The following is a 26356-nucleotide window of genomic DNA, read 5'->3' as shown; positions in this document are numbered from 1 at the left end:
ATGACCTGTAACTCAGAGGGTAAAATTGAAAAATCGCGGTGAAAGACTAAGGTTGAATTACCATGAAAATTCCACTCAGCACCCTGTGTAGCTGTTTGAAAGGAGGAGCCTCATGGACAATTTTAACGACCCCATCTGGGCTTATCGAGCGCCGTTTCTCGAGCAGAAACTGATGCAAAGCCAAGTATTTAGAAATGCTGAAGAATTTAACGCCGCTTTAAATGAATTTAAGAAGTATTGCCTGCTAAATAAGTTGGGTTATCAAAACCTAGGCATGCACAGTGAAAAGGTGGATGCTTTGTGGCATCAATTCATCTTGTTCACTCGCGAGTATCATGACTTCTGTATAGAGCACCTCGGTAGCTTTCTGCACCACGAACCCAGCCTCGAACAACTGACAGAGGCTCAAAGTGGCTTTTTTCAGGCTTATCAGTCTGAATTTGGCCAGTTAAATAGCCTGTGGTTGGATGGAGCTAATTGCACGGCAAAGCTCAACTGTACCGCTCAGTTGGCATCTCGTAACTGTACCGCGCAGGTTGCTAGCTAACCCTTTTCAGGGGCTAGCGACTTCTTGTAAAGCTTAGGCGTCAGGCCAGTAATACGTTTAAATGCGCGTGAGAAGTGGGAGATGTCCTGATACCCCAACTGCTTTGCAATAAAGGTGAGTGTCTTGCCTTGCTCCATCAACTCGCATGCCAGCGAAAGCAGGATACTGTCCTTTATCTTTCGAAAAGAGGTGTTCTCCTCTTTTAATCTCCGTTGGAATGAACGCACAGAATATTCGAGAATCTCAGCGGCATCCTCAACGGTGAGGTTCTGCTCCAGACAATAAGGTCTCAGGGTTTCAAACACACTGTCTGTGAAGCTTGCATGCCATTCGATAGGCTGTTTAGTGCTTTGCTTGATTGAAACCTTGTAATCCAGAAACTCTTCAGGGATACAAACGCCGGTCTTATCTTGCATAACGAAGATCTGACAGCGGCTATCTAGCACGGATTTGACGATATCGTACTCGGCGCCTTGCAGGCGCACTTTCTCTGCTCGCCAAGGTTTACCAATTAGCATGCTAATAAACTGTTCGATGTAGAGAATAGGGAATATCTCTTTCCACTGAAACTCGCTTTGATATTCGGTCTTGGTATGGCGATTAAACCAATGCTGCCCATGTTCTACTGAATAGGAGACCGATGAGCCGGGGGAGTCGAAGGTGAAGATACTGTCGATATCTTCTAGTACGTCTCTCAAGGTGTCATAGCCGGAGATGCCATCAAGTAGCTTAGGAATGATGTTACGTTTAAAGGAAAGTGAAAGGATATCGGCAAGATTGGTCACCCCTAACTGCGCAGATACCAAGTAGAGTAGGCGTTTGACACTCTCAGATGGTACATAGTCGCTATTGCTGTCCATCAAATCAGAGGGAAGATCCGCATCCCTTAGCAATTGGTGGACATCAAAGCCGTTTTCAGCAAACAGCTCCACGAAAATCTTGGCATATTGGGTTTGAATGACAGGGACTTGCTTTCTCTTTTTCGGCATCTGCTCGAACTTCCTTTTCGTTGAACAGATTAATTTTAACAAAACTTTATCAAGTTCAATGAATTAGAAGTAAAAAATGCGATAAAAAAAGGGCCGCGATTGCGACCCTGATATAGGTAGTAGGTAAATTAGTTAAAGGTATAGGTGTATACGCTGTAACCGCCGTTGTCGCCAACGTTGCCAGTATCAGTAGTAAAGGTAACGCCTTCTACTTCTCGTGAGAATTCTTCACCGTTTGGTGATGATAGGAACTTCACTGAAGTCTGAGATGGGCCAACTAGTGAGAAGTTCTCTGCGTTCTCGAAAGTGTGCTCTGGTACCGTTACTGTTTCGCTACCAGCAGTTTCAGCAAGGTGCTTCAGGTATTGATCTACTAGCTCACGGTTTGTATAAGCTGCATCTTCAAGAGCCAGTTCAGAGTTCATAACGCCTGGCATCTTAGTATTTGATGCGCGGTAGTTGTTAGTCACAACATACATAACTTGGTTGTCATCCAACACCACACCGTCGTACGAGAAGTTTAGGATACGACGATGAATACCATTTTCGTTTAGTATTGCGTAACCTTCTTCATCAGTAACTAGCTCGCCGTTTTCATCTACTTGGTAACGTGGAGCTTGAGAAACGTCGATATCGTAGTGAAGACCAATCGCTTGGCCATCTGCATCCCAACCGCCGTAGAACACGTCAAAGTTATAGCTACGGAACATTTGGTTCAGTAGGTAATCACCCTCGTTGGTTACTGTTTGATACTGCTGTGAAGCGATAGACTCTAGCCACTCTTTGATATCTGCAACCGTTAGCTTAAGCACTGCAGGTGTGTTGTTATCAAACACGTAAAGGTCTGCAACGCTTGCATTAGTTAGCTCATCACCGTTGATATTGGTGTAATCGTCAGCACCGCCACGGCCACCTTTGAATGGTGCAGATACTGAAAGCAGGATTTCACCATTGTCAAAGCTCAGCTCTTCAAGTTGGTTTGCCCAGTGGAACTGAGCTTCGTTAACGATCTGTACCGATAGATCAGGAACGATTGCTGAGAAGAAGCTGTTGATCTTTTGAGTGATACCCAAAATTGGGGTAGCCATGTACTCTTGGGTATCCACGTGCTCTGTAGCCACAGATGCAGCAATAACTGGAGAGATCTCTAGTTTGTCTTTAGGCAGAGCACGAAGCTCAGCAGTACTCTCTTCGTAGTTCACAGTCCAGGTTTCACCTTGGTCATTACTTTGAACTACTAGATCGATAACACCCAAGTGGTTACCCCAGAATCCAGGCATAACAGCTGGTTTGCCGTAGATCTTACCTTCTGGTGCATTTACACCTTCCATACCGTCATAGAAGCCAGTCGTTGAAGGGAAGTTGTTGTGGTCGTGACCAAACATGATGGCATCGATACCGTCAACTTGAGCGATCTGCCAGGTAGCGTTCTCTTGGAATGGCAGGTCTGCATCACTGCCAGTCAGGCCAGAGTGAGGCACAGCAACGATGATGTCCGCACCTGCTTCTTTCATTAGAGGCACATAGTATTCGGCAGTTGCCTTGATGTCCGATACTACTACTTCACATTCAAGGTAGCTCTTATCCCAGCTCATGATGTTTGGTGGAGTAAAGCCAATCACACCCACGTTAATGGTGTAGTCCTGACCATCACGAGCCACAAAGGTACGCTCTAGAATGATGTAAGGGTTAAACGCCGTAGTAGCGCTCGCTAGGAACTCATCATCGATACGAGTTTCACAGCTGTTAGACGCGAAGTGAGATGCTGTTAAAAGGTTTTCGTTGTATTCAAACACGTTCGAAACAACATAAGGGAAGTTAGCACCTTCGATTGCCGCATGTAGGAAATCAAGACCGTAGTTGAACTCGTGGTTACCGATGTTTGCTGCATCGTAATCCAATAGGTTCATTGCCTTATAAACAGGGTGAGTGTTGCTTTCAAGGTGAGCCACACCTAGGTTCGCTAGGTAGTCTGCCATTGGGCTACCTTGGATAAGGTCACCATTATCAAACAGCATGCTGTTTTCAACTTCAGAGCGAGCTTCACCGATAACTACTGCGGTACGCGCAAGGCCATAGCTTGAGTCGTATTGGTTAGCGAAGTAGTCGTACGGCATCATGTTGCCGTGAAGGTCGGTGGTTTCCATCAAACGTAGATCCATAGTGATTCTATTGTCGTCTGTGGAGTTGCTTGAGCTGTTGCAGCCCACTAGTGCCAGTGTTAATGCACTGCACAAAGCAATGTTCTTGGTATAAGACATTGTTTCCTCGGGGTAGGTTGGAATAAAAATCCAGTGCATATTGGATTTCTAATGTGACAGATTCAAGGCGTGAAAAAGTCCGGATGTTTCTGGTTGTGTCCACAGAAACACTTGTTACAGCGCAATCGGTTGCATTATTAATTTGATACAGATCACGTAAACGATTACGGAACTTACAGTGAATTTCATAAATACTTAATGAGCATCATGCTGTTTCATTTGCGTTAAAGGCTTTAAATTGAGGTTAAAACGCCTATTAGTATGGCAAGTGAAATATTTTGAAATAGTTTTGCTAGAGCCTTTGCGAATGGTGCGATCAGTTGCTTAACTTGTTGTGATTATTGATTCGGCTATAGATTCCCTAGCTTCAGACATCTGATGTAGGTCACGAAATTGGCACAAATGTGATCGATTCTTCTCGCCAACTCAATTAATTGTATTACAATAAGCCTAATTGAATTTTTCATTCCCCCTAACATCAAGTTTTTGATAAGAGAGTTGACATGAGCAGCGATAAAGCGCTTGACGCGATTAGGAAGATGAAGCTGGAGAACGACACTTCAGCTGGTAACCTAGTAGACCTACTTCCTATCGAAGTTCAGAAACGTGACTTCGACCTATCATTCCTAGACAACCTAAGTGAAGAGCGCCCACGCCTTCTAGTTCAAGGTAAAGATCTAGCTGATTTCCGTGCGAAGGTGCAGGCAGACGAGTCTTACTGCATGTTCGACGACTTCTTTAATAACTCTACTAAGAAGTTCCTAGACACAGCACCATACGAAGAGCCACAAGCATACCCAGAAGAAACTGTAGGTAAGGCTTCTCTATGGCGTCCTTACTGGCGTCAAATGTACGTTGATTGCCAAATGGCTCTTAACGCTACGCGTAACCTATCTATCGCTGGTATCGTTAAAGAAGACGAAGAGCTAATTGCTAAAGCAAAAGCTTGGACTCTAAAACTGTCTACTTATGATCCAGAAGGCGTAACTTCTCGTGGCTATAACGACGAAGCGGCTTTCCGTGTAATCGCAGCTATGGCTTGGGGTTACGACTGGCTACACGCTCACTTCACCGATGAAGAGCGTCAGCAAGTTCAAGATGCACTGATCGAGCGCCTTGACGAAATCATGCACCACCTACGCGTAACGGTTGACCTACTGAACAACCCTCTAAACAGCCACGGTGTTCGTTCTATCTCTTCTGCTATCATCCCAACGTGTATCGCGCTTTACCACGATCACCCGAAAGCAGGCGAGTACATCGCATACGCACTAGAATACTACGCAGTACACTACCCACCATGGGGTGGTGAAGACGGCGGTTGGGCTGAAGGTCCTGACTACTGGAACACCCAGACTGCATTCCTAGGTGAAGCATTCGACCTATTGAAAGCATACTGTGGCGTAGACATGTTCAACAAAACATTCTACGAAAACACTGGTGACTTCCCACTATACTGCATGCCTGTTCACTCTAAGCGCGCGAGCTTCTGTGACCAGTCTTCAATCGGTGACTTCCCTGGCCTAAAACTGGCTTACAACATCAAGCACTACGCGGGTGTTAACCAGAAACCTGAGTACGTTTGGTACTACAACCAACTTAAAGGTCGTGATACTGAAGCGCATACTAAATTCTACAACTTTGGTTGGTGGGACTTCGGCTACGACGATCTTCGCTTCAACGTTCTTTGGGACGCTCCAGAAGAGAAAGCTCCGTCAAACGACCCTCTACTGAAAGTATTCCCGATCACAGGTTGGGCTGCGTTCCATAACCGTATGACTGAGCGTGAAGAGCACATCCACATGGTTTACAAATGTTCTCCATTTGGTTCTATCTCTCACTCACACGGTGACCAAAACGCATTCACCCTACATGCGTTCGGTGAGACTCTAGCGTCAATCACTGGCTACTACGGTGGTTTCGGTGTAGACATGCACACTAAGTGGCGTCGTCACACTTTCTCTAAGAACCTGCCTCTATTTGGTGGCAAGGGTCAGTATGGTGAGAACAAGAACACTGGTTTCGAAGGTCACCAAGATCGCTACTGTATCGAAGCAGGTGGTAACATCACTGATTACGATACTGAGTCAGACGTTAAATTCGTTGAAGGCGACGCGACTGCTTCTTATAAGTTCTTCACTCCAGAGATCGAGTCTTACAAGCGTAAGATCTGGTTCGTACAGGGTAAAGTATTCGTGATGCAGGACAAGGCGAGCTTCACCGAAGAGAAAGACCTAACTTGGCTAATGCACACTACGTTTGCAACTGAGCCAGGCGAGAAGTCATTCACTATCCGTGGTGAGAACGCACACCTAGACGTTAACTTCATCAACCAAGCAGATCGCATTCAGTCTGTGAAGAACGTTGAAGGTTTCGGTGAGGTAGACCCATACGAGTTCCAAGACCTAGAAATCCACCGTCACGTTGAGACTGAGTTTGCTGCTTCTAAAGAGCACAACATTGTTACCCTTCTTGTTCCAAATAAGAACGAAGGCCAGCAAGTTGAAGTGTCTCACAAGCTAGAAGGTAACACTCTAGAGCTGACTGTAGACGGCGAAACAGTAACTATCGAACTTAACTAATAACAGATAGTTGGCTAGAAAGTAGAAAGCCCTGAGCGAAAGCTCGGGGCTTTTTTTGGTTCTTAGCTTAGCGGGAACAACTAGTACTTTAGATTCGTGTGCTCACTCTGCCAGTGACGCAGGGCAAGTCGCCGTAAATACTTCCCTGTAGGCTTGGTTTCGGCATCCTTGCCTCAAACACTTGCCGAGCACCACAGCCTGCCGCTCCCAAATCCGGGACCTTACTAAGCTTGGGATCCCACTGATGTTGCCACTGGAGAGTGATTGATGGAGCAAGGTGTCGCTCGCAGGGAGGCGAGCGTCAAGCGCCCACGGATGGGTTTACCGCGGCCTTGTGAATCAATCACTCGGAGGGAGTGACTGGCTCAGAAGGAATAGTTACGCTCCTCTCTAAGCCGTGAAGAACCTTTTTTGTCTTCCGCTATTTTCTAAAAGATATCAATTCCATTTATGGGATTGAGCCTCTCAAAAAGTCATATATACGGGAAGTGCAGCTAGACGTAATATTGTTTGTGTCGACAGGGAACGCGATTTAGCAATCGAAACTCATAACTGAATAGGTGACAACATGAAAACTCTATCTACTCTACTACTGACTTCTCTGTTCGTGACTCCAGCGGTATTCGCATCAAACGTTAATACTGACCCAATCACTGATACTCAAAGCGGCTATACGTGGCAAGATCCAAGTGACAAATCCGGTGGCGGTTACACCTGGGAAGACCCAAGTGAGAAGTCGGGCGGTAACTTTGCATACCAGTGGCAAGATCCAAGCGATAAATCTGGTGGCGGTTACACCTGGGAAGACCCAAGTGAAAAATCAGGCGGTAACTTTGCATACCAGTGGCAAGATCCAAGCGATAAATCTGGTGGTGGTTACACCTGGGAAGACCCAAGTGAAAAGTCAGGCGGCAACTTTGCGTACCAGTGGCAGGACCCAAGCAATAAATCTGGCGGTGGCTTCACCTACGACGACCCAAGTAACAAAAGCGGCGGTGGTTTTGTAGAGCAAGGTGGTCAGACTCATTTCTCTTAATTCATAAATAGTCGCGCCTTTAAGCCTGGTAATGTATCTTAAATATCAGAAGGTTACAGGTTTAAGGTGAACAGATGGCGCGCAATTTGGATGACTTTTATATCTTCTGTCAGGTCGTCAGGCTTGGGAGTATGAAGGCGGCTAGTGAAGAGCTAGAGATCCCCCTATCGACCGTCAGTCGCCGAATTGCCAACCTAGAGGAGAGCGTAAGCTCTCCTTTGTTCGTTCGCTCTAAAACGGCCCTCAAGCCCACTAACACTGGACTGCACTACTATCAGCGACTCTCTCCTCACTTTACGTCTCTATATTCAGAATTAGACACCCTTGATAGTGACCTCAATGAGGTCACCGGTAAGGTCTCCATTGACTGTACCGATTTCGTATACGACTACTTCCTCAAGTCTGGCGTAGAAGAGCTGCTACTTAAGTATCCAAATCTCAAACTCAAGTTTATCCCTTCCCGAGACACGACTAGTTTTCATCCAGATGCCGATCTCGCGATACTGGCGGGAGAGCTTCCTGACAGTAATCTTGTGGTTAAGCGTCTCGTTTCAATCGACATGCAAGTGGTCGCAAATACTCAGCTCAAGCCAGTTCCTCTCAAGTTACAAGATTTGAAAGAACTGCCATTTATTGGGCACCTACAACAACAGCGCATTACTGGCTATGACAGGCACTCTAGGGCGCTCGAGAGCATTAACCTTTATCCTAAGCTATCTCTTTCAGAGCCCGATGCAGTGGCTGAGATGGCCTGTAAAGGCGTCGGTTTTGCATTTGTACCAAACTACTTTGTCGACGATTCACTAAAAAGTGGTGAGCTGGTGGAGTGGCTAACAGATTATGACTTTGGTCAGAGAGAAACCTACTTGGGCTATAGGCATAGAACCCAGAAGTCTCGGGCACAAGAGGTGGTCATAGAGATGATCGAGCGCTGCTTTGACAAGTTTAATCAGTAATAACAGGTATAGGCTAAAAGCATTGTTTGAAAACTAATTAGAGATCTAGACTCACGCTTTTTACATAAGTGGGGGTAGGGCATGGAATGGTTAGTATTGATCGTCATTTTGATCTTATGTTGGAAGGGCCTATTATCAGTGTGCTGGCTCTTTTATCAGTTCCTGATAGGTTTCTTCGGTGGATTCGCCTTCCTTATTCTCCTAGTCATTATTATCCCTCTTGTAGCCATTGGCCTTGGATAACAGACATAAAAAAACTCCAGCCTAGGCTGGAGTTTTCAATTTGGGGTTTAACTAGCTAGCTTAAGAAGCCGCTGGTTTTGCACCTGTTTTAGATGCGTTCACTAGTAGGATACCAACTGTTAGTACAATTGAACCACATAGTAGGAACAGTAGACGACCAGTAGGTTCGTTTGGAATCAGAGCCATAGCTAGGATACCGAAGCCTGCTGTGCTGATTAGCTTACCAAGCATTGAACGCTGAGCTGTGTCTAGGTTCTGCTGCTCTTCGCCTTCAGCTACTACTGGAGTGTTCCAGTTAGTGAATAGCTGTTCAACTTCTGCTTCACGCTCAGGTGATAGACCTTTGTATAGAAGCGTCGTTGCGATGAAGAAGCCACCTGTGAACACTACGTGTGCTGCTAGGCTCAAGCCAACTTTAAGGTCAGCCCACTCACGTGCAGTAAGTGCATGCTCTAGACCGAATACGTTCTGGATGTCGTCTGCAGTTAGTGCGATACCGAATACATAAGAAACAATACCACCAACGATTAGAGTCGCCCAACCAGCCCAGTCTGGAGTCTTGCGAATCCACATACCTAGTAGGATAGGGATTAGCATTGGGAAGCCGATAAGTGCACCGATGTTTAGTACGATGTCGAATAGGCTTAGGTGCTTCAGTGAGTTGATGAACAGACCGATACCGATGATGATGAAGCCCATGATAACAGTTGTTACTTTACTTACTGCTACTAGCTCTTTCTGGCCCGCTTGTGGACGTAGGATAGGGCTGTAGAAGTTCATCACGAAGATACCAGCGTTACGGTTTAGACCAGAGTCCATTGAAGACATAGTCGCCGCGAACATTGCAGACATCAGTAGACCAACCATACCTGCTGGCATTACGTTCTGTACGAATGCTAGGTATGCTGCGTCACCTGCTTTGCTACCCATCTCTGCGTACTGTGCCGCGAAGTCAGGTTGGAATGCAGCCATGTACCAAGGTGGTAGGAACCAGATTAGAGGACCAACGATCATTAGGATACAAGCTAGGCCTGCTGCCTTACGAGCGTTCTCTGAATCCTTAGCACATAGGTAACGGTAAGCGTTGATGCTGTTGTTCATTACACCAAACTGCTTAACGAAGATGAATACTACCCAAAGGATGAAGATACTTACGTAGTTCAGGTTGTTACCCAACATGAAGTCGCCTTGGAAATTGTCAACAATGTTTCCTAGACCACCGCCGTTGAAGTAAGCCGCGATTGCACAGGTAATGGTAACGGCCATGATAACTAGCATCTGCATGAAGTCAGAAGCTACAACCGCCCAAGAACCACCTGTTACAGCCATCAGCATTAGAACTAGACCAGTTACAACAATGGTCCACTCCATTGGGATATGGAATACAGCAGCAACGAAGATTGCTAGACCGTTTAGCCATACACCAGCTGAGATCAAGCTGTCAGGCATACCTGCCCATGTGAAGAATTGCTCTGAAGTCTTACCAAAACGCTGACGAATTGCTTCGATAGCGGTAACAACACGTAACTGACGGAATTTCGGAGCGAAATATAGGTAGTTAAGGAAGTAACCGAATGCGTTAGCTAAGAATAGGATTACAACGACGAAACCGTCGCTGAATGCGCGTCCTGCGGCACCTGTAAACGTCCATGCTGAAAACTGTGTCATGAAGGCGGTAGCACCCACCATCCACCACAGCATTTTGCCGCCACCTCGGAAATAGTCACTGGTTGATGTCGTAAACTTCCTGAACATCCAGCCAATGGCCATTAAGAAGAAGAAGTAGGCGAGAACAACAAAAGTATCGATAGTCATCTTTTCAGCCTTAAATGTTTTAACTAAATACTGAGACCAAGATTAGCCTGTTTCTCGATTTAATTGTACTACAATATGCATTTTTAGTGATCTAGCGCACATTCAAGTGCAACTGGTTATTTGTTGGTATTTTTCTTTATTTATCAATAACTTACATATATAAAAATTAGAAAATCCCCACGAAGTGGTCTTTTATATCCCATATTTGAAATATTTATGGTCATACAAAAATATAAATGATCTCAAGTGTGTATGGGTGTAACAGGGTGTTACAGAGTATAGATATAAAAAAAGCGAGCATGATGCTCGCTTTTCAAAAAGAGGGTGTTTGCTAATTAAGCAACGTGGTTTACCGCGTCACGTACTAGTGCACCTAGCTCGTCCCACTTACCTTCGTCCATTAGCTTAGTTGGAACCATCCAAGTACCACCACAAGCAAGAACTGCTGGGATGTTTAGGTACTCGTCAACGTTCTTAAGGCTAACACCGCCAGTAGGCATGAAGTTTACTGGGTAAACTGCAGTTAGAGCTTTGAGCATTGGAACACCACCTGAAGGCTCAGCTGGGAAGAATTTAAGAGTACGTAGACCCATTTCCATTGCTTGCTCAACTAGGCTTGGGTTGTTAACGCCAGGTACGATAGCAACGCCTTTGTCTAGGCAGTACTGAACCGTACGTGGGTTGAAGCCTGGGCTTACGATGAAGTCAACGCCAGCGTCGATAGAAGCATCAACTTGCTCGTTAGTTAGAACAGTACCAGAACCGATTAGCATGTCTGGGAATTCTTTACGCATAACGCGGATAGCTTCGATTGCACACTCAGTACGTAGAGTGATTTCAGCACATGGCATGCCGTTTTCAACTAGAGCACGGCCTAGAGGAATTGCATCTTCAACACGGTTGATAGCGATTACTGGGATAACTTTTAGGCTAGCTAGTTTATCGTTTAGAGTTGTCATGATATTTCCATTAAATAATGTGTGATTCTGAAACTTCAGAATTATAGAGACAGTTCAGGCATTGCTTCAGCTGGGATGATAGCACCAGGATACTGGATTACAGTACCTGCTACCGCGTGACCCGCTGCCGCTGCTTCTTGTGCTGTGCCACCGCATAGACGTTTCGCTAGGAAACCAGCGCTGAATGAGTCGCCCGCTGCAGTTGTATCAACTACGTTGTCGATTACGTTTGCAGAAACGTAGTTTGCGCTTTCGCCTTCAACAACTAGGCACTCTTTGCCGCCGCGCTTGATCACAAGCTCTTTAACGCCAGCGCCTTGAGTACGTTCGATGCATTGCTCAACGTGCTCGTCACCGTATAGGTCTTGCTCGTCATCAAAGGTCAGTAGGGCAGTATCAGTGTGCGCAAGCATCTTCAGATACCACTTCTGAGCTTCTTCTTGGCTTGCCCATAGTTTTGGACGGTAGTTGTTGTCGAAGAATACTTTACCTTCAAACTTCTCTAGGAAGTTGAATAGCTCGTTACGGCCGTTTTCAGTCAGGATTGCTAGAGTGATGCCGCTTAGGTAGATAGCATCATAGCCGCTTAGAGTTTCGATAAGTTTTGCAGAGTCAGCTTGGTCGAACATGAACTTAGCTGCTGCATCGTTACGCCAGTAATGGAAGCTACGCTCGCCAGTGCTGTCAGTTTCGATGTAGTAAAGGCCAGGTTGCTTGTCAGAAAGACGCGCGATTAGGTCAGTGTCGATGTTCTCTGCTTGCCACTTAGACAGCATGTCTGCGCTGAATGGGTCTTGGCCCAGTGCAGTTACATAGCTAGTTTTGATGCCATGGCTATGTGTAAGACGAGATAGGTAAAGAGCAGTGTTTAGAGTGTCGCCACCGAATGCTTGCTTTAGAAGTTCACCTTTTTGCTGAAGTTCTACCATGCATTCGCCGATGATAGCGATGTTTAATGATGTCATTTTTGTACCAAAAGTCTGGGGGCTGAATAATTATTTGAGGAAATCTTCTCTTGCCGGAGAGAAGCAGTCAAGTAGAACACTGCCTTCTTCTAGGGCAACCGCACCATGTTTGAAGTGTTTGGGTGCAATGTAAGCATCTCCTGCCTTAAGAACCTTCTTTTCACCTTCGATTTCAGCTTCGAAGCTACCGCACACTACGTAACCGATCTGGTCATGAATTTCGTGGCTGTGAACTGCGCCGACAGCACCTTTTTCAAATCGAACATGCACTGCCATTAGGTCGTCGGTATAACCAACAATCTTTCGAGAGATTCCATCTCCTAGGTCTTCCCAAGGTTGATCGTCTGCAATGAAGAATGGGTTCATAGTCTTGTCCTCGATTACGGGGCGAATTAAAGAAACTTTATCTACTTTTTATCATAATGGATTAATCCTAATTGTCATACAATAAGTTTATAGATGTGTGACCTAGGTCAATTGTCCCTAAGTCCTTGTTTGTATAATCAAGGAGTTAGAGAACTATTCTACTGATTTCTTAAGTTTAGCGACTGAGAAAATATGCAAGGAACTGTGATTTTTCTCATTATTTTGCCACCTAAGTATAGGATAATTTCTCGTATTGTATTACTTTATAGCCACAAAAAGCCCTCAAAGGCCTCTGTTTTTCAAATTACACAGAAGTCGTTGGCTAAAGAGCTCATAAAATTAAAAATTCGTGCACAAAAGGTGAAACGAGATGACTCCACAACCGATTTTGCTTTCTCAAGAAGAAATCGAGCAACTTCGTAAAGAAGTAGGCCGTCCAACACTGATGGGTAAGTCCATCGCAAAACACATCGCTGAAGTAGATGCTTATATGGCACTTGGCCTTGATGTTCCAGGACACGGCGAAGCAGGTGGTTACGAACACAACCGCCACAAGCAAAACTACACCTATATGAATATTGCTGGTCGTCTTTTCCTTATTACTCAGGAAGAGAAGTACGCAACCTTTGTTAAAGACCTACTAAACTGGTACGCAGACAAGTACCTAACCCTAGACTACCAAGTTCAAAAGAACACTAACCCTACTGGTCGTCTATTCCACCAAATTCTAAACGAGCACGGCTGGTTGCTGTTTACCAGCATCGCTTACTCTTGTGTTGCTTCAACCATGACCCAAGAAGAGCGTGACCGTATCGTAGAGCGTGTGTTCATCCCTATGATTGAGATGAGCACAGAAAAATACGCATACCGTTTTGACCACATCCACAACCACGGTGTTTGGGCTGTCGCGGCAGTAGGTGCGTGCGCAGTTGCTATCGGCAAGCCAGAATATCTTGAGATGGCGGTTTACGGTAAAGACCGTGATGCGACTAGCGGTTTCCTAGATCAGGTTTCGAACCTGTTTGCACCTTCTGGCTACTACCTAGAAGGTCCATATTATTCTCGCTTTACTATTCGTCCTTTGGTTTTGTTGGCTGAGATCATCCATCGCCATATGCCTGAGGTAGACATCTACAACTACAAAGATGGCGTTGTAGGCAATACGGTTCAAGCACTGCTTGCCACTGCTTACCCTAATGGCGTTTTCCCAGCACTGAACGATGCATCTCAAAGCATGGGCATTGCCGATGCAGGCGTGCAGGTTGCAGTGAGCATCTATGGTGCACATTACGAGCTAGACGACAACATTCTAGGAATGGCTAAGATCCAAGATGGCGTATGGATGCACCCATGTGGTCTGAAGCTTTCTCAAGCTTATGAGAAAGCGCAAGCTGAGCGCGAGATCGGCCTTCCATACTGGCCAAGTATGGAGCTTGCAGAAGGTCCTGATGGCGACCAAGGCGCACAAGGTTTTGTGCGTATGCAAGATGATAGCGGTGACGTTACTCAACTCGTCATGAACTATGGCATGCACGGCATGGGTCACGGTCACTTCGATACCCTAGGCATTAGCTTCTTTAACCGTGGTCAAGAAGTGTTGCGTGAATACGGTTTCGCTCGCTGGGTAAACGTTGAGCCTAAGTTTGGTGGTCGTTATCTGCCTGAGAACCCAGGCTATGCGCGTCAAACCATTGCACACAATGCGATTACCATCGATGAGACTTGTCAGAACTACTTTGATGTAGACCGCGCAGACTCAGTAAGTGGTACTCCACACTTCTTCCAAGTAAACGATGAAAGCCTAAAAGGCATGAGTGCGTTTGCTAACGAACATTATGATGGCTTTGGTCTGCAGCGCAGTGTGTTCTTGCTTTCTCTAGAAGAGCTTGAAGCTCCGCTTCTGATTGACCTATACCGCGTTAAGGGTGAGGGCGAGCATCAATACGATTATTCTCATCAGTATCAAGGTCAGATTATCCGCACCAACTTCGAGTATGAAACCTATCAGACTCTAGAAACGCTTGGCACCGATGCAGGCTATCAGCATCTATGGAAAGTGGGTGCAGGTGAGGCAAACGAAACTGCACTAGTAAGCTGGCTACAAAACAACACCTATTACACCTGGCTAGGTACAAGTTCGAACGACAATGGTGAGGTTATCTTTACTCGCACCGGCGCGAACGACCCTAGCTTCAACCTTCGCAGTGAGCCTGCGTTTATTCTGCGTAGCAAAGGCGAAACCTCACTGTTTGCCTCTGTGGTAGAGACACACGGCTACTTCAATGAAGAGTTCGAGCAGTCAGTTAATGCACGCGGCAAGGTTAAGAATATCAAAGTACAGGGTCACACTGATGCAGTATCGGCTGTTGAGATCGAGACCGAGCAATCTCGAGTGACTTTGCTACTGTCTAACGATGCAAATGCATCCGAGACATCTGAAAACGAATTAACTATCAATGATAAAAAATACAACTGGACAGGTTTCTATTCAGTTGAAATCCAAGCTATCCCTCAGGAGACAGTTTAAATGAGCTATCAACCACTATTACTTAACTTCGAAGAAGCGGCTGAGCTTCGCAAAGCACTAGGCACGGATAGCCTGCTGGGTAAAGCGCTAGCGCGTGATATCAAGCAAGCTGACGCCTACATGCAAGAAGTAGGTATCGAGGTTCCAGGTCACGGTGAAGGTGGCGGTTACGAGCACAACCGTCACAAGCAGAACTACATTCACATGGACATCGCTGGTCGTCTTTTCCTTATCACAGAAGATCAGAAGTACCGTGATTACATCGTAGATATGCTAACGGCATACGCTAAGGTGTACCCAACTCTTGAGAGCAACGTAAGTAAAGATACCAACCCACCGGGTAAAATCTTCCACCAAACGCTGAACGAGAACATGTGGATGCTTTACGCATCTTGCGCATACTCTTGTGTTTTCCATACGCTTTCTGATGATCAGAAGACGCTTATCGAGACTGATCTGTTCAAGCAGATGATCGACCTGTTCGTAGTAACCTACGGTCACGACTTCGACATCGTACACAACCACGGTCTGTGGGCAGTAGCGGCAGTAGGTATCTGTGGCTATGCGATCAACGATCAAGAGTCTGTAGATAAGGCACTTTACGGTCTGAAACTGGACAAAGTAAGCGGTGGTTTCCTAGCTCAGCTAGACCAACTGTTCTCTCCAGACGGCTACTACATGGAAGGTCCTTACTACCACCGTTTCTCTCTACGTCCAATCTACCTGTTCGCAGAAGCGATTGAGCGTCGTCAACCAGAGATCGGCATCTATGAGTTCAACGACTCAGTGATCAAGACCACTTCTTACGCTGTATTCAAGACTGCATTCCCAGACGGCTCTCTACCAGCTTGTAACGATTCATCTAAGACTATCTCTATCAATGATGAAGGCGTTGTGATGGCAACATCTGTATGTTTCCACCGCTACGAGCAAGCTGAGACACTACTTGCGATGGCTAACCACCAACAAAACGTTTGGGTTCACAGCTCAGGTTTAACTCTATCTAACGCAGTTGAAGCGGCTGATGAAATCAAGCCATTTAACTGGGGCAGCCTATACATCACTGATGGCCCTAAAGGCGAGAAGGGTGGTCTAGGTATCCTACGTCACCGTGACGCACAAGATGATGACACTATGGCGCTTATCTGGTTCGGTCAGCACGGCTCTGATCACCAGTACCACTCAGCGCTAGACCACGGTCACTATGACGGTCTACACCTAAGCGTATTCAACCGCGGTCACGAAGTTCTGCACGATTACGGCTACGGTCGCTGGGTAAACGTTGAGCCTAAGTTTGGCGGTCGTTACATCCCAGAGAACAAGTCTTACTGTAAGCAAACTGTTGCGCACAACACAGTAACGGTTGATCAGAAAACTCAGAACAACTTCAACACAGCGCTAGCTGAGTCTAAGTTTGGTGAGAAGCACTTCTTCAACGTTGAAAACGAGAAGCTTCAAGGCATGAGTGGTCGTATCTCTGGCTACTACGAAGGCGTAGATATGCAGCGAAGCATCATTCTTGCTGACATCGAAGAGTTCGAGAAGCCACTAGTAATCGATGTGTACCGTATCCAGTCTGAAGAAGAGCACCAGTATGATCTACCGGTTCACTACTCAGGCCAGATCATCCGTACTGACTTCGAATACAAGACTAACTCTACTCTAAGCCCTGTGGGTGAGTCTGACGGTTATCAGCACCTGTGGAACCTAGGTTCTGGCAAGGTTGAAGGTAGCTCACTGGTTAGCTGGCTAGTAAACAACAGCTACTACTCGCTGATCACTAGCGCAACCGCTGACAGTGAAGTGATCTTCGCGCGTCTTGGTGCTAACGATCCAGACTTCAACCTACGTAGCGAGCCTGCGATGATTATGCGCCAGTCTGGTAAAGATCACGTGTTCGCTTCTGTTCTAGAAACTCACGGTTACTTCAACGAAGAGTTCGAGCAGTCTGTTAACGCTCGTGGTCTAGTTGAGTCTGTAAATGTAGTAGCTGACACCGCTGACGGCACTGTAGTTCGTATCCAAACCACTACAGGTAACACTTACCACTTCGGTATCTCTAACCGCGCTGAGGAAGCTCAGCAGTCAGAGCACACAGTAGGTGAGTTCAGCTGGACTGGTTCTTTCGCTAAGATCTAATCTTTAGTCGAAACTGAAACATTAACCGGATGTGGTTCAAGCCATGTCCGGTTTTTTTGTACCTGCGATTTAGCTTATGCAACAGCTTACATTTGCTTGCAATTTGCTTGGGAACTTATGTGAGTGGTTGGCAGGAATATGCACTGGGTAGCAAAAATCATACAAATAAATAGTAAAATATGGAACGTGGTTTCAGTTTCATATTTACACTTTGAGGGCTTATGGAGTTGTTAGATTTGGCCATTGTTTTGGCCTATTTTGCATTCGTTATCTTTGCTGCAATGATCTTTAAACGGTTCGCCAAAACCTCTTCGGGATTTATCCGAGGTGGCGGCGCAATGATGTGGTGGATGGCTGGCGCTACCGCCTTTATGACTCAATTTTCAGCATGGACCTTTACGGGAGCGGCGGCCAAGGCGTATGAAGACGGCCTGACGGTGCTATTTCTGTTCTGGGGTAATGCGATGGGCTTCTTTGTCGCATCCTATTACTTCGCAGAGCGCTATCGTAAGCTTCGTGCGGAAACGCCGATGGAGGTGATCAAACTCCGTTTTGGTCGTATCTCAGAGCAGTTTTATACCTGGCTTAGCTTCCCTCTAGGGATTATCTCTGCGGCTATCTGGCTTAATGGTTTGGCGATATTTGTCGCGGCCGTGTTCAATATCGACCTCTACATCACTATCTTGATCGTTGGCGCTGTAGTGACCTTTGTTGCAGTTAGTGGAGGCTCGTGGACGGTTTCTGCTACCAACGTTATCCAATTGATTCTATTGGTCTCTATTACTATGACAGTCGGTGCATTCGCTCTGTATGAGAGCGGGGGACCGGTGAAGATGGCGCAGCAGTTCCCGGGTGATTTTTTGATGGGTAGTGGCATCGAATATTGGCACATCTTTGCCCTGTGGATTGTCATCATCATGAGCAAGCAGACTATCAATACCAACAACGCACTGACCTGTTATCGCTTTCTAGTGACCACCAACGAGAAGGAAGCGAAGAAAGCTGCGTTTGTCGCGGGTGTGCTATTTATCATCGGCCCTGTGATGTGGTTTATTCCACCTTGGGTAGCGGCAGGCATGGGCGTTGACCTTCAAGCCTTCTATCCAAACCTTGCAGAAAGTGCCAATAACGCAGCCTATCTTTTCTACATTGACCACTATATGCCAACGGGCGTACTAGGACTTGTCCTTGCGGCCATGATAGCGGCTACCGTAGCCCCTATGACGACAGCACTAAACCGCAACGCAGGGATCTTTGTGCGTAACGTGTATCAGCCACTGATCAATAAAGAATCCACGGAACGAGACCAAATGAAGGTTGGCAAGATAGCCACTCTGGTGTCTGGTTTGTTGTCGGTAGGCGCTGCACTGATGTTTGCCTCTATCCGTGAATACAGTTTCTTCGACCTAATGATGCTGTTTGGTGCTCTGCTTCAAATGCCTATCTCTATTCCATCCTTGCTGGCGCTGGTTATTGTGCGCACGCCAGATTGGTCAGGTTGGGCGACTATCGTGGTTGGCTTATGTGTTTCAGCCTTTATGCAGTTCGTTTTTGAGGTCAACTGGTTATTGCCACTGTTTGGCGCCGAGTCCTTCACTCATCGCGAGTATGTGGATTTAACAGTTGTGAGCGCACTGCTGGCTCAGATAGTCATTACCGGTGGTTTCTTTGCCATGACCAGTCTGTTCTATAAAGAGCGAACTGGAGAAAGGGCAGAGGAGACCAATACCATGCTTAAAAACCTAAAGACACCGATCAGCGGGGAAGAAGAGGCGGATGTAGACCGCAGGCAAGGTGAGTACTTGGGTAAGATGACTCAGATATTGGGAGGACTGATCATGGTGATCGGCCTAACCGTTGATACTTGGGCAGACATGCTGACCTTCTTTATTATTGGTGGTTTGATATTGCTGTCTGGGGTCCATTTATATAGGACTAGGAAAGCCCCCTTAGCTGTATAGTTCATAGCCCAGAAATAGACTCTCCACGTCATCCCGGAAATCGCTATGCGATTATCCGGGATCTTCGAAGCGCATTAATTCAGTAGAGTTACCGGATCGCAGGCCGGTATGACGACTCCTCGCTATAAGCTTACAAATAAAAAGCCCGCAAGACAAACCTTACGGGCTTTCAAACTTATTATTTGAAATGCATCAACTACATAGCCGCGGCAAAGATATCAACGATTTCTTTATGCGAAGCTTGCTTAGGGTTCGTCAAACCACACGCATCTTTTAGTGCATTGTCTGCTAGCGTGTTGAAGTCTTCTTCTTTCACATCTAGCTCTTTAAGGCCTGATGGGATCTTCACATCTTTCGAAAGCTGTTGGATAGCTTCAAGCGCCGCTTCTGCGCCTTGCTCTGCAGTCATGCCTGTAACATCTACACCCATAGCTTTTGCTACGTCTAACAGACGCTCAGGAACTACTTGCGCGTTGTAGCGCTGTACGTGTGGTAGCAAGATTGCGTTACATACACCGTGTGGTAGGTCGTAGAAACCGCCTAGTTGGTGAGCCATAGCGTGAACATAGCCAAGAGAGGCGTTGTTAAATGCCATGCCAGCCATGAACTGAGCGTAAGCCATCTGCTCGCGAGCTTCGATGTTGTCGCCGTGCTCAACTGCTGTGCGCAGGTTCGCTTGGATAAGTTCGATCGCCTTGATAGCAACTGCGTCAGTAACAGGCGTCGCTGCGGTTGATACATAGGCTTCTACCGCGTGTGTCAGTGCATCCATACCTGTTGCTGCAGTTAGAGAAGCTGGCTTCTCTAGCATTAGCTCAGGGTCGTTTACAGAGATCATCGGTGTCGTGTTCTTGTCTACGATAGCCATCTTAATATGACGCTCTTCATCTGTGATGATGCAGAAAAGGGTCATTTCAGATGCGGTACCCGCTGTGGTGTTGATAGCGATGAGCGGAAGCTGAGGCTTAGCAGATAGGTTTACACCTTCGTAGTCTTTGATCTCACCGCCGTTGGTTGCCAGAAGCGCAACGCCTTTCGCACAGTCGTGAGGTGAACCGCCACCTAGAGAGATAACGAAGTCACACTCGTTCTCTTTAAGTAGTTTTAGGCCGTCGTTAACGTTAGTAATTGTAGGGTTTGGCTGAGTTCCGTCGAACACAACGGTTTCAACGTTGCGCTCCGTTAGTAGATTTTGAACCTTACCAACGATACCGATATTGACCAGAATGCTATCGGTTACGATCAGACCTTTCTTAAATCCTTGAGCCTTGATGTTGTCAGCGGCGTCTACCAAGCATCCTGCACCCATAAGGTTGATAGACGGAATAAAAAATGCTGCCATTTTAGTTCTCCAGATTATTTTATTGATTTTAAAAACTGGATTTATCCTAGAAACGAAATGAAATGCTGTATTTGATGGAAATCAATAGTCTGGTCTGATGAGATGGAGTTAGATTTAAATGCATGATTTTTATCACATTTTCAAATGTAACAAAAAAGCCTGCTAGGACAGCAGGCTTTGAATCGATGAATTCTGGGTAAATCGCGACCAGTAGAAATGTGACCGAGCTTATATTAGTCGTACATCAGTTTCTGTGCTTTTTCGCTGTTGAATTCTTTCAGTGATTTTCTTGCAAGGTGTCTAAACGGCAGTACTTTCACTATTTCTTCAAAAGGCTGGATAGCAAATGCCCAGAAGATAGAGCCATCAAATACAAAGATAATGGCCGCACATAGGGGAATAGAGATGACCCATTGACCGGTAAAGTTGATCTTAAATACGTCGGTTGTTTTACCCAATGCACGTAAAACATGCCCGTGTACTGTGTTATAGCCACGAACAATAGGCAGGAAGATATATAGCGGTGCAATTGTGGCTAGGGCAGCGTAGGTCACTGGGTCAAGGTTTGGATACAGGTCTGCGATAAACAGGCTCAAGATGCCGAACAGAACCGCCGTGATAATAGAGATATATACAGCAATATCGATACTCTTGTCGACGTTCTCTACCAAGTCATCCATCTTGTTTGAACCAATTGCTTGGCTAATAGAGATAGCGGAAGAGTGTGCCCAAGCAGTAATAAACTGAGTACCAGAGCGAATCCACGGGAACACCAAGGTAATGGCTACGTAGGCGTTGATATTGAGCTGCGAGTAGAGAAGCTGATAAACCGTAGCGCCAATAGAAAGAATGGTAACGTTGGCCGCAACAGGGAATATCTCAAGGAAGTGGTTCTTGATGCTCTTCTTGATCCCGCTTATATGATCTTTTAGACGTACCTCAATCTCTTCAGAATAGTGCATACAAGCAAACAGATAGGCGGTACGTATCATTATCGCAATCACACTACCAAGCGCGGCACCTTTTACACCGTGTCCTTCAAACCCAGCAAAACCATAGATGAACAGGTAAGAGAGTAGGGCGTTTATAGGCATTTCAATCAAGTAACCCTTAAACGGCACCTTAGTGCGTCCCAATGCGTTGAATAGCGCAATACTTACTTGAGTGACTGCAGTGAAAATTACTAGGTATTGAGAAACGGACAGGTAGTCGTTGATCTCGCCATAAAGAGAGGTGTCATCGGTCAGCGCTTCAATAAGTTGGTGGTCGAAGAACTGCAAAAGGATAAGAAAGAGGGAAGCGACACCAAAGTTAATGGCCATGCCAGACCAATACCCACGAGCAAGGGATGCTTTAACACCGGAACCAACCGCGCGGCTCAGTACTAGTTGAGAACCATTAGCCAATGCCATCTGAATACCCATGATGAACGCAACGATAGTGCTTGCAATGCCCATTGCAGCTAGCGAGATTTCACCAAGAGGAGAGACAAGGAAGGTGTCAATCATCAACATGGATTGCATTAACAGAGCGTTAAGTGCGAGAGGCCATGCGATAGAGATGTTTTTGCGAACGTAGGATTGTTTGGGCACTAAAAAACCTTAAGCTAGTTGGATTTAATTTCCGAGAGCGGGAATTTTATCCGAAATAAAATATTTGTCATATTTTATTATTAGCTTAAGGTTTCTGTGTTAACTGCAATCAAATTTTGAACAGTTTTAGTCCAATTGAGACAAGCGCTGGTTGTCATCTGCAAGCAGAGTCATGGAGGCTACGCGAGCTTGAGAAGCGTTACCTGACATGATTGCGTTGTAGATAGCTTGGTGCTCTTCCAGACAGAAACGACCACCTACCGCTGAATCGCCAAGGAAACGCTTGAACAGGGTAGAAAGAATGTTGCTGAACGGAATGTAGAACTGGTTGCCCGTTGCTAGGAAGATCGTCTTATGGAACATATGATCGTTCATGGTCCAGTTGTGATAATCCACGTTGGTCGCCGCTTCAGTCATCTTCTGGAAGTAAGTCGACAGCTCTTTTCTTTGCTCAACGGTCGCGTTTTCTGCAGCTAGAGCACAAGCTTCTGGCTCAATAGCTTTACGCAGTCCCAGGAATTGAGAGAGGAATGGCTTGTTGTCTTCAAGATCTTCAATCCACTCTAGGAGTTGTGGGTCTAGGAAGTGCCATTGGCTACGCGGGCAGATACGTGTACCCACTTTTGGCTTAGATTCAATCAGGCCTTTCGCAGATAGTAGTTTCGTAGATTCGCGAAGAGCAGTTCGGCTTACACCAAACACTTCACACAATTCGGTTTCACAAGGCAGTTTTTGACCCTGTTCTAGTTCTCCTGAAAGAACTTTGCGAGCAATTTGTCTCGCGACTTGCACATGAATACGGCGGCTTGAGTCTTCCACCAATGAAAACAGTGACATTGTTACCACCTAGCTATTAGTTTTTATTATTTTTATTACGGATAAAAAGCAGTTCATGACGAACTTTGGGTGCCGTTTGGTCACCTGTTACACATTGGAATGTTTCCAAAATGTAGCCAATAAGGAAGGGTGGTATATGCGAAACATACGCCATATGCGTGTACTAATTCTAACCATCCCCTTTTGATTAATCATAATACAATAGTATCTTACTTTCTCAACAAGAAACCTGTTCATCAGGCTGATGAGTAATAAGAATTCAGACCTTTATCACGATAGCGAGCCACATATTTCATATCTGCTATGATTAAGGGGTGTGCTTGTATGCTGTATGTTAAGGGGATGTTATTGATTTTTTAGGCGTAAATTAACGTAAATGATGTTAAAGGTCACGTTTAACGGGCGGTGGCATGTCTTTATGTATATATGAGTGCTAACATTGCCCTTAGATAATATTTAATAATTACAATACAAGAAGCAAATTATGTTAGGTTCATTTAATTCTATCGCGGGCTCTAAACGTAGCCTGCACGTCCAGGTAGCACGTGAGATCGCACGTGGTATCTTATCTGGTGAGTTGGCTGAGGGGTCCATTCTTCCAGGTGAAATGGCTCTATGTGAGCAATTTGGTATCAGTCGTACTGCTCTTCGTGAAGCGGTTAAACTTCTGACATCAAAAGGTTTACTTGAGTCTCGTCCAAAAGTGGGTACTAAAGTAGTAGACCGCGCTTACTGGAACTTCCTAGATCCACAACTTATCGAGTGGATGGATGGTCTAGCGGACACTGACACTTTCTGTGGTCAATTCCTAGGTCTGCGCCGTGCTATCGAACCGGAAGCATGTGCACTGGCTGCTATCCACGCAACTGCAGAGCAACGCATTGAGCTGTCAGAAACCTTCCAAGAGATGTCAGAGGTTGCTGCGGCACCTGAACTGGACATTGTTAAATGGACAGACGTAGACATGCGTTTCCATAGCTTGATCTTCAACGCGACAGGTAACGACTTCTATCTACCATTCGGTAATATCCTGACAACTATGTTCGTGAACTTCATCGTTCACTCGTCAGAAGAGGGTAGCACCTGCATCAATGAGCACCGTGAAATCTACGAAGCAATCATGGCAGGTAACCCAGATAAAGCGCGTCAAGCATCAGCGAATCACTTGCAAGCATCTAACCACCGTTTGCCGTTGGCTAGCTAAAAAAGACCTCATGTCTTACGAAATCACTAAAAAGCATGCCTCGGCATGCTTTTTTTGATCAAGTTTTTGAAAATTTTTTTAAACTTATTGCGATAACAATCATTACATCTATGTTACTAGGTTGCTTTCTGCATATATAATAATACTTAAAGGCTAACTGAGCGCAAAAATGTCTGAATCCCTACTGCCCAATATCATCCAATTTATCGGCCAAATTGACCCTTTCGATAAGATCCCAAAACCAGCTCTTCGAGATCTCGCTTCTCAAGTACAAATAACCTACCTCAGCAAAGGTGAAGAGATTGCTTTGTTTGTGGAAGGAGAAGAGAAATTCCTCTACATAGTGCGTACTGGCTCTATGGAGCAACGTAAAGCTGATGGCGTTCTGCGTGCAAGACTGGGCCAAGAAGACCTGTTTGGCTTCACCTTCCTTGAAACCCACATAAACAGTGATGATGGCTATAAGGCTATCGCTATTGAGCCGACGCTTCTTTATCTGATCCCGCATTCAGCACTGCAGAACCTGTTTAAGGCATCTCCTGAGAGTGCCGAGCGCTTTGCATCTAAGGCTCAGGTACGCCTGAAATCGGCATTGGATGTGGTGTGGTCGAATAAAGAAAAAGGTCTATTCATCAAGCGTGTCGGAGATATTGGTAGTGGCCGAGTTGCGGTTGTTCAAGCCGACCAAACCATACAGCAAGTAGCCCATGAGATGCGGATAGTTAAGCGTACCTCTTGCGCTGTGGTGTACGACAAAGATGAACTGGTGGGTTTGATCACCGACCGAGATATGACCAAACGAGTAATTGCGCTCGGAGCTTCTATCGATCAGCCAGTTTCGTCAGTGATGACCTACTCTCCGTTGACCATCAGTCCTGATGATCTTGTGCTTCACGCCGCTTCGGTGATGATGCAGTTCAACATTCGAAACCTACCTATTGTTGAGAACAATAAGGTTATCGGTCTGCTGACGACCTCTCACCTGGTGCAAAACCACAGGGTGCAGGCAATATTCCTGATTGAAAAGGTGAAATACGCCACCAGTGTGCGCTCTCTGGCTGAGTTTACTCCTGAGCGTCAGGCGATTTTTGAGGCATTGGTGGAAGGTAAGGTAGCGCCTGAGATCGTAGGGCAGGTAATGACCCTTATCTTTGATTCTTACACCAGACGCTTGATTCAGATAGCAATAGACAAACTAGGTCCACCGCCATGTGAATTCTCGTGGATCGTAGCAGGATCGCATGCGCGTAATGAAGTGCACATGCTGTCAGATCAAGACAACGCAATTGTGCTCGCTGATGACGCTACAGAAAACGATAAGATCTACTTTAAACACCTAGCCGCGATTGTGTGTAATGGCCTTGCTAGTTGCGACTATCCACTTTGCTCGGGTGATTACATGGCGACCAACCCTAAGTGGTTGCAACCGGTTAGCATGTGGAAGCACTACTACAAGAAATGGGTATCGAATCCTGAGTATGAGCGCCTGCTGAACATCAGTGTATTCTTAGAGATCCGCTCGGTTTATGGTAATAAAGAGTACGAAGGCATTCTTCGCGATGCATTGCATCAAAGCATTAATGCCAGCCGTGAGTTCCTGCCATCATTGGTAAACGATGCGGTTAGCACTAACCCTCCACTGGGTATCTTCAACAGCTTAGTGCTAGAAAAATCGGGCAAGAATACCAAAACCCTGAATATTAAGAAGTATGCCATTACCTTGATTATCGACCTTGCACGTATCTATGGCTTGGCAGTAGAGAGTGAACATTCAGCAACAGATCAGCGCTTTAGAGATGCGTTTGAAAAAGGGCAGCTGACCGAGGACTCATACAAGAATATCTTGGGTGCCTATGAGTTCATTCTGTCATTCCGTTTTAGCCATCAGTTAGAGGCGCTGAAACGTGGTGAGGCTCCAAATAACCACATTAACCCAGATAGCTTTGGTAGCTTTGAACGTGGTCACTTGAAGGATGCATTCCGCATTATCGCTGACCTGCAAGAGGCGGCGAAGTTGAAGTTTGGGGCTCGCTAA

General features: G+C 45.9%; 18 protein-coding genes. 9 read left to right on the top strand and 9 right to left on the bottom strand.

Going from position 1 to position 26356, the window contains the following annotated elements:
- Positions 1–112: 112 nt before the first annotated feature.
- Positions 113–547: a glycine-rich domain-containing protein gene (locus tag Pcarn_RS21910; RefSeq protein WP_261836453.1), complete on the top strand. Its 435-nt coding sequence runs from the start codon at positions 113–115 to the stop codon at positions 545–547.
- On the opposite strand, the gene Pcarn_RS21905 is transcribed toward Pcarn_RS21910, so the two are convergent.
- Together Pcarn_RS21905 and Pcarn_RS21900 are read right to left on the bottom strand one after the other, a co-directional pair.
- The gene (locus Pcarn_RS21905; protein ID WP_261836452.1) at positions 544–1536 is read right to left on the bottom strand and encodes a helix-turn-helix domain-containing protein; all 993 of its coding nucleotides are present in this window, start codon (positions 1534–1536) and stop codon (positions 544–546) included. The genes Pcarn_RS21910 and Pcarn_RS21905 overlap by 4 nt on opposite strands.
- Before the next feature lie 128 nt (positions 1537–1664).
- Positions 1665–3683: a bifunctional 2',3'-cyclic-nucleotide 2'-phosphodiesterase/3'-nucleotidase gene (locus Pcarn_RS21900; RefSeq protein WP_449361602.1), complete on the bottom strand. Its 2019-nt coding sequence runs from the start codon at positions 3681–3683 to the stop codon at positions 1665–1667.
- Positions 3684–4300: 617 nt separating this feature from the next.
- On the opposite strand from Pcarn_RS21900, the gene Pcarn_RS21895 reads away from it, so the two are divergent.
- The 3 genes from Pcarn_RS21895 to Pcarn_RS21885 all read left to right on the top strand — a co-directional run bounded on the left by Pcarn_RS21895 (position 4301) and on the right by Pcarn_RS21885 (position 8371).
- A complete protein-coding gene (locus Pcarn_RS21895; protein WP_261836450.1) occupies positions 4301–6379 on the top strand; it encodes a DUF4962 domain-containing protein in 2079 nt (692 codons plus the stop codon).
- A 568-nt stretch (positions 6380–6947) separates the two neighbouring features.
- A complete protein-coding gene (locus Pcarn_RS21890; RefSeq protein ID WP_261836449.1) occupies positions 6948–7415 on the top strand; it encodes a hypothetical protein in 468 nt (155 codons plus the stop codon).
- A gap of 74 nt (positions 7416–7489) precedes the next feature.
- Positions 7490–8371, top strand: a complete 882-nt coding sequence (locus tag Pcarn_RS21885; protein ID WP_261836448.1) for a LysR family transcriptional regulator — start codon at positions 7490–7492, stop codon at positions 8369–8371.
- 303 nt (positions 8372–8674) lie between these two features.
- Here the strand turns inward: Pcarn_RS21885 and Pcarn_RS21880 are convergent, their stop codons facing one another.
- The 4 genes from Pcarn_RS21880 to Pcarn_RS21865 form a co-directional block, all read right to left on the bottom strand.
- Positions 8675–10429 carry a sodium:solute symporter family transporter gene (locus tag Pcarn_RS21880; RefSeq protein ID WP_261836447.1) on the bottom strand — a complete coding sequence of 585 codons (1755 nt, stop codon included), beginning with the start codon at positions 10427–10429 and terminating at the stop codon, positions 8675–8677.
- Positions 10430–10764: 335 nt separating this feature from the next.
- Positions 10765–11388 (bottom strand): bifunctional 4-hydroxy-2-oxoglutarate aldolase/2-dehydro-3-deoxy-phosphogluconate aldolase, encoded by a 624-nt coding sequence (locus tag Pcarn_RS21875; protein WP_261836446.1) that lies wholly within the window; start codon positions 11386–11388, stop codon positions 10765–10767.
- 41 nt (positions 11389–11429) lie between these two features.
- Positions 11430–12353: a 2-dehydro-3-deoxygluconokinase gene (locus Pcarn_RS21870; RefSeq protein WP_261836445.1), complete on the bottom strand. Its 924-nt coding sequence runs from the start codon at positions 12351–12353 to the stop codon at positions 11430–11432.
- A gap of 30 nt (positions 12354–12383) precedes the next feature.
- Positions 12384–12719: a cupin domain-containing protein gene (locus Pcarn_RS21865; protein ID WP_261836444.1), complete on the bottom strand. Its 336-nt coding sequence runs from the start codon at positions 12717–12719 to the stop codon at positions 12384–12386.
- Between the two features lie 370 nt (positions 12720–13089).
- On the opposite strand from Pcarn_RS21865, the gene Pcarn_RS21860 reads away from it, so the two are divergent.
- The 3 genes from Pcarn_RS21860 to Pcarn_RS21850 all read left to right on the top strand — a co-directional run bounded on the left by Pcarn_RS21860 (position 13090) and on the right by Pcarn_RS21850 (position 19346).
- Positions 13090–15246, top strand: coding sequence for a heparinase II/III domain-containing protein (locus tag Pcarn_RS21860; protein ID WP_261836443.1), 2157 nt, complete (start codon positions 13090–13092; stop codon positions 15244–15246).
- Positions 15247–17385, top strand: coding sequence for a heparinase II/III domain-containing protein (locus tag Pcarn_RS21855; protein WP_261836442.1), 2139 nt, complete (start codon positions 15247–15249; stop codon positions 17383–17385).
- A gap of 221 nt (positions 17386–17606) precedes the next feature.
- Positions 17607–19346 (top strand): sodium:solute symporter family transporter, encoded by a 1740-nt coding sequence (locus Pcarn_RS21850; RefSeq protein WP_261836441.1) that lies wholly within the window; start codon positions 17607–17609, stop codon positions 19344–19346.
- Positions 19347–19542: 196 nt separating this feature from the next.
- Here the strand turns inward: Pcarn_RS21850 and yiaY are convergent, their stop codons facing one another.
- The 3 genes from yiaY to Pcarn_RS21835 form a co-directional block, all read right to left on the bottom strand.
- The gene (gene yiaY, locus Pcarn_RS21845) at positions 19543–20688 is read right to left on the bottom strand and encodes an L-threonine dehydrogenase (RefSeq protein WP_261836440.1); all 1146 of its coding nucleotides are present in this window, start codon (positions 20686–20688) and stop codon (positions 19543–19545) included.
- 233 nt (positions 20689–20921) lie between these two features.
- A complete protein-coding gene (locus Pcarn_RS21840) occupies positions 20922–22211 on the bottom strand; it encodes an MATE family efflux transporter (RefSeq protein ID WP_261837335.1) in 1290 nt (429 codons plus the stop codon).
- 195 nt (positions 22212–22406) lie between these two features.
- Positions 22407–23117: a FadR/GntR family transcriptional regulator gene (locus tag Pcarn_RS21835; RefSeq protein ID WP_261836439.1), complete on the bottom strand. Its 711-nt coding sequence runs from the start codon at positions 23115–23117 to the stop codon at positions 22407–22409.
- A 484-nt stretch (positions 23118–23601) separates the two neighbouring features.
- On the opposite strand from Pcarn_RS21835, the gene Pcarn_RS21830 reads away from it, so the two are divergent.
- Both Pcarn_RS21830 and Pcarn_RS21825 read left to right on the top strand, forming a co-directional pair.
- A complete protein-coding gene (locus tag Pcarn_RS21830; RefSeq protein ID WP_261836438.1) occupies positions 23602–24321 on the top strand; it encodes a FadR/GntR family transcriptional regulator in 720 nt (239 codons plus the stop codon).
- Positions 24322–24490: 169 nt separating this feature from the next.
- Complete coding sequence (locus Pcarn_RS21825; RefSeq protein WP_261836437.1) at positions 24491–26356, top strand: DUF294 nucleotidyltransferase-like domain-containing protein; 1866 nt, start codon at positions 24491–24493, stop codon at positions 26354–26356.

The organism is Vibrio ishigakensis, assembly GCF_024347675.1.
Classification (GTDB): domain Bacteria; phylum Pseudomonadota; class Gammaproteobacteria; order Enterobacterales; family Vibrionaceae; genus Vibrio; species Vibrio ishigakensis.
Note: the sequence above shows the minus strand (reverse complement) of the source record. Positions and strands in the feature narration are given on the sequence as shown.

Bases quoted from the DNA above. Each gene is read 5' to 3' on its own strand.
- yiaY (WP_261836440.1), bottom strand. From the start codon at position 20,688: ATGGCAGCATTTTTTATTCCGTCTATCAACCTTATGGGTGCAGGATGC.
- Pcarn_RS21910 (WP_261836453.1), top strand. From the start codon at position 113: ATGGACAATTTTAACGACCCCATCTGGGCTTATCGAGCGCCGTTTCTC.
- Pcarn_RS21860 (WP_261836443.1), top strand. From the start codon at position 13,090: ATGACTCCACAACCGATTTTGCTTTCTCAAGAAGAAATCGAGCAACTT.
- Pcarn_RS21905 (WP_261836452.1), bottom strand. From the start codon at position 1,536: ATGCCGAAAAAGAGAAAGCAAGTCCCTGTCATTCAAACCCAATATGCC.
- Pcarn_RS21875 (WP_261836446.1), bottom strand. From the start codon at position 11,388: ATGACAACTCTAAACGATAAACTAGCTAGCCTAAAAGTTATCCCAGTA.
- Pcarn_RS21850 (WP_261836441.1), top strand. From the start codon at position 17,607: ATGGAGTTGTTAGATTTGGCCATTGTTTTGGCCTATTTTGCATTCGTT.
- Pcarn_RS21895 (WP_261836450.1), top strand. From the start codon at position 4,301: ATGAGCAGCGATAAAGCGCTTGACGCGATTAGGAAGATGAAGCTGGAG.
- Pcarn_RS21830 (WP_261836438.1), top strand. From the start codon at position 23,602: ATGTTAGGTTCATTTAATTCTATCGCGGGCTCTAAACGTAGCCTGCAC.
- Pcarn_RS21865 (WP_261836444.1), bottom strand. From the start codon at position 12,719: ATGAACCCATTCTTCATTGCAGACGATCAACCTTGGGAAGACCTAGGA.
- Pcarn_RS21885 (WP_261836448.1), top strand. From the start codon at position 7,490: ATGGCGCGCAATTTGGATGACTTTTATATCTTCTGTCAGGTCGTCAGG.
- Pcarn_RS21900 (WP_449361602.1), bottom strand. From the start codon at position 3,683: ATGGAAACCACCGACCTTCACGGCAACATGATGCCGTACGACTACTTC.
- Pcarn_RS21870 (WP_261836445.1), bottom strand. From the start codon at position 12,353: ATGACATCATTAAACATCGCTATCATCGGCGAATGCATGGTAGAACTT.
- Pcarn_RS21825 (WP_261836437.1), top strand. From the start codon at position 24,491: ATGTCTGAATCCCTACTGCCCAATATCATCCAATTTATCGGCCAAATT.
- Pcarn_RS21890 (WP_261836449.1), top strand. From the start codon at position 6,948: ATGAAAACTCTATCTACTCTACTACTGACTTCTCTGTTCGTGACTCCA.
- Pcarn_RS21855 (WP_261836442.1), top strand. From the start codon at position 15,247: ATGAGCTATCAACCACTATTACTTAACTTCGAAGAAGCGGCTGAGCTT.
- Pcarn_RS21835 (WP_261836439.1), bottom strand. From the start codon at position 23,117: ATGTCACTGTTTTCATTGGTGGAAGACTCAAGCCGCCGTATTCATGTG.
- Pcarn_RS21880 (WP_261836447.1), bottom strand. From the start codon at position 10,429: ATGACTATCGATACTTTTGTTGTTCTCGCCTACTTCTTCTTCTTAATG.
- Pcarn_RS21840 (WP_261837335.1), bottom strand. From the start codon at position 22,211: ATGCAATCCATGTTGATGATTGACACCTTCCTTGTCTCTCCTCTTGGT.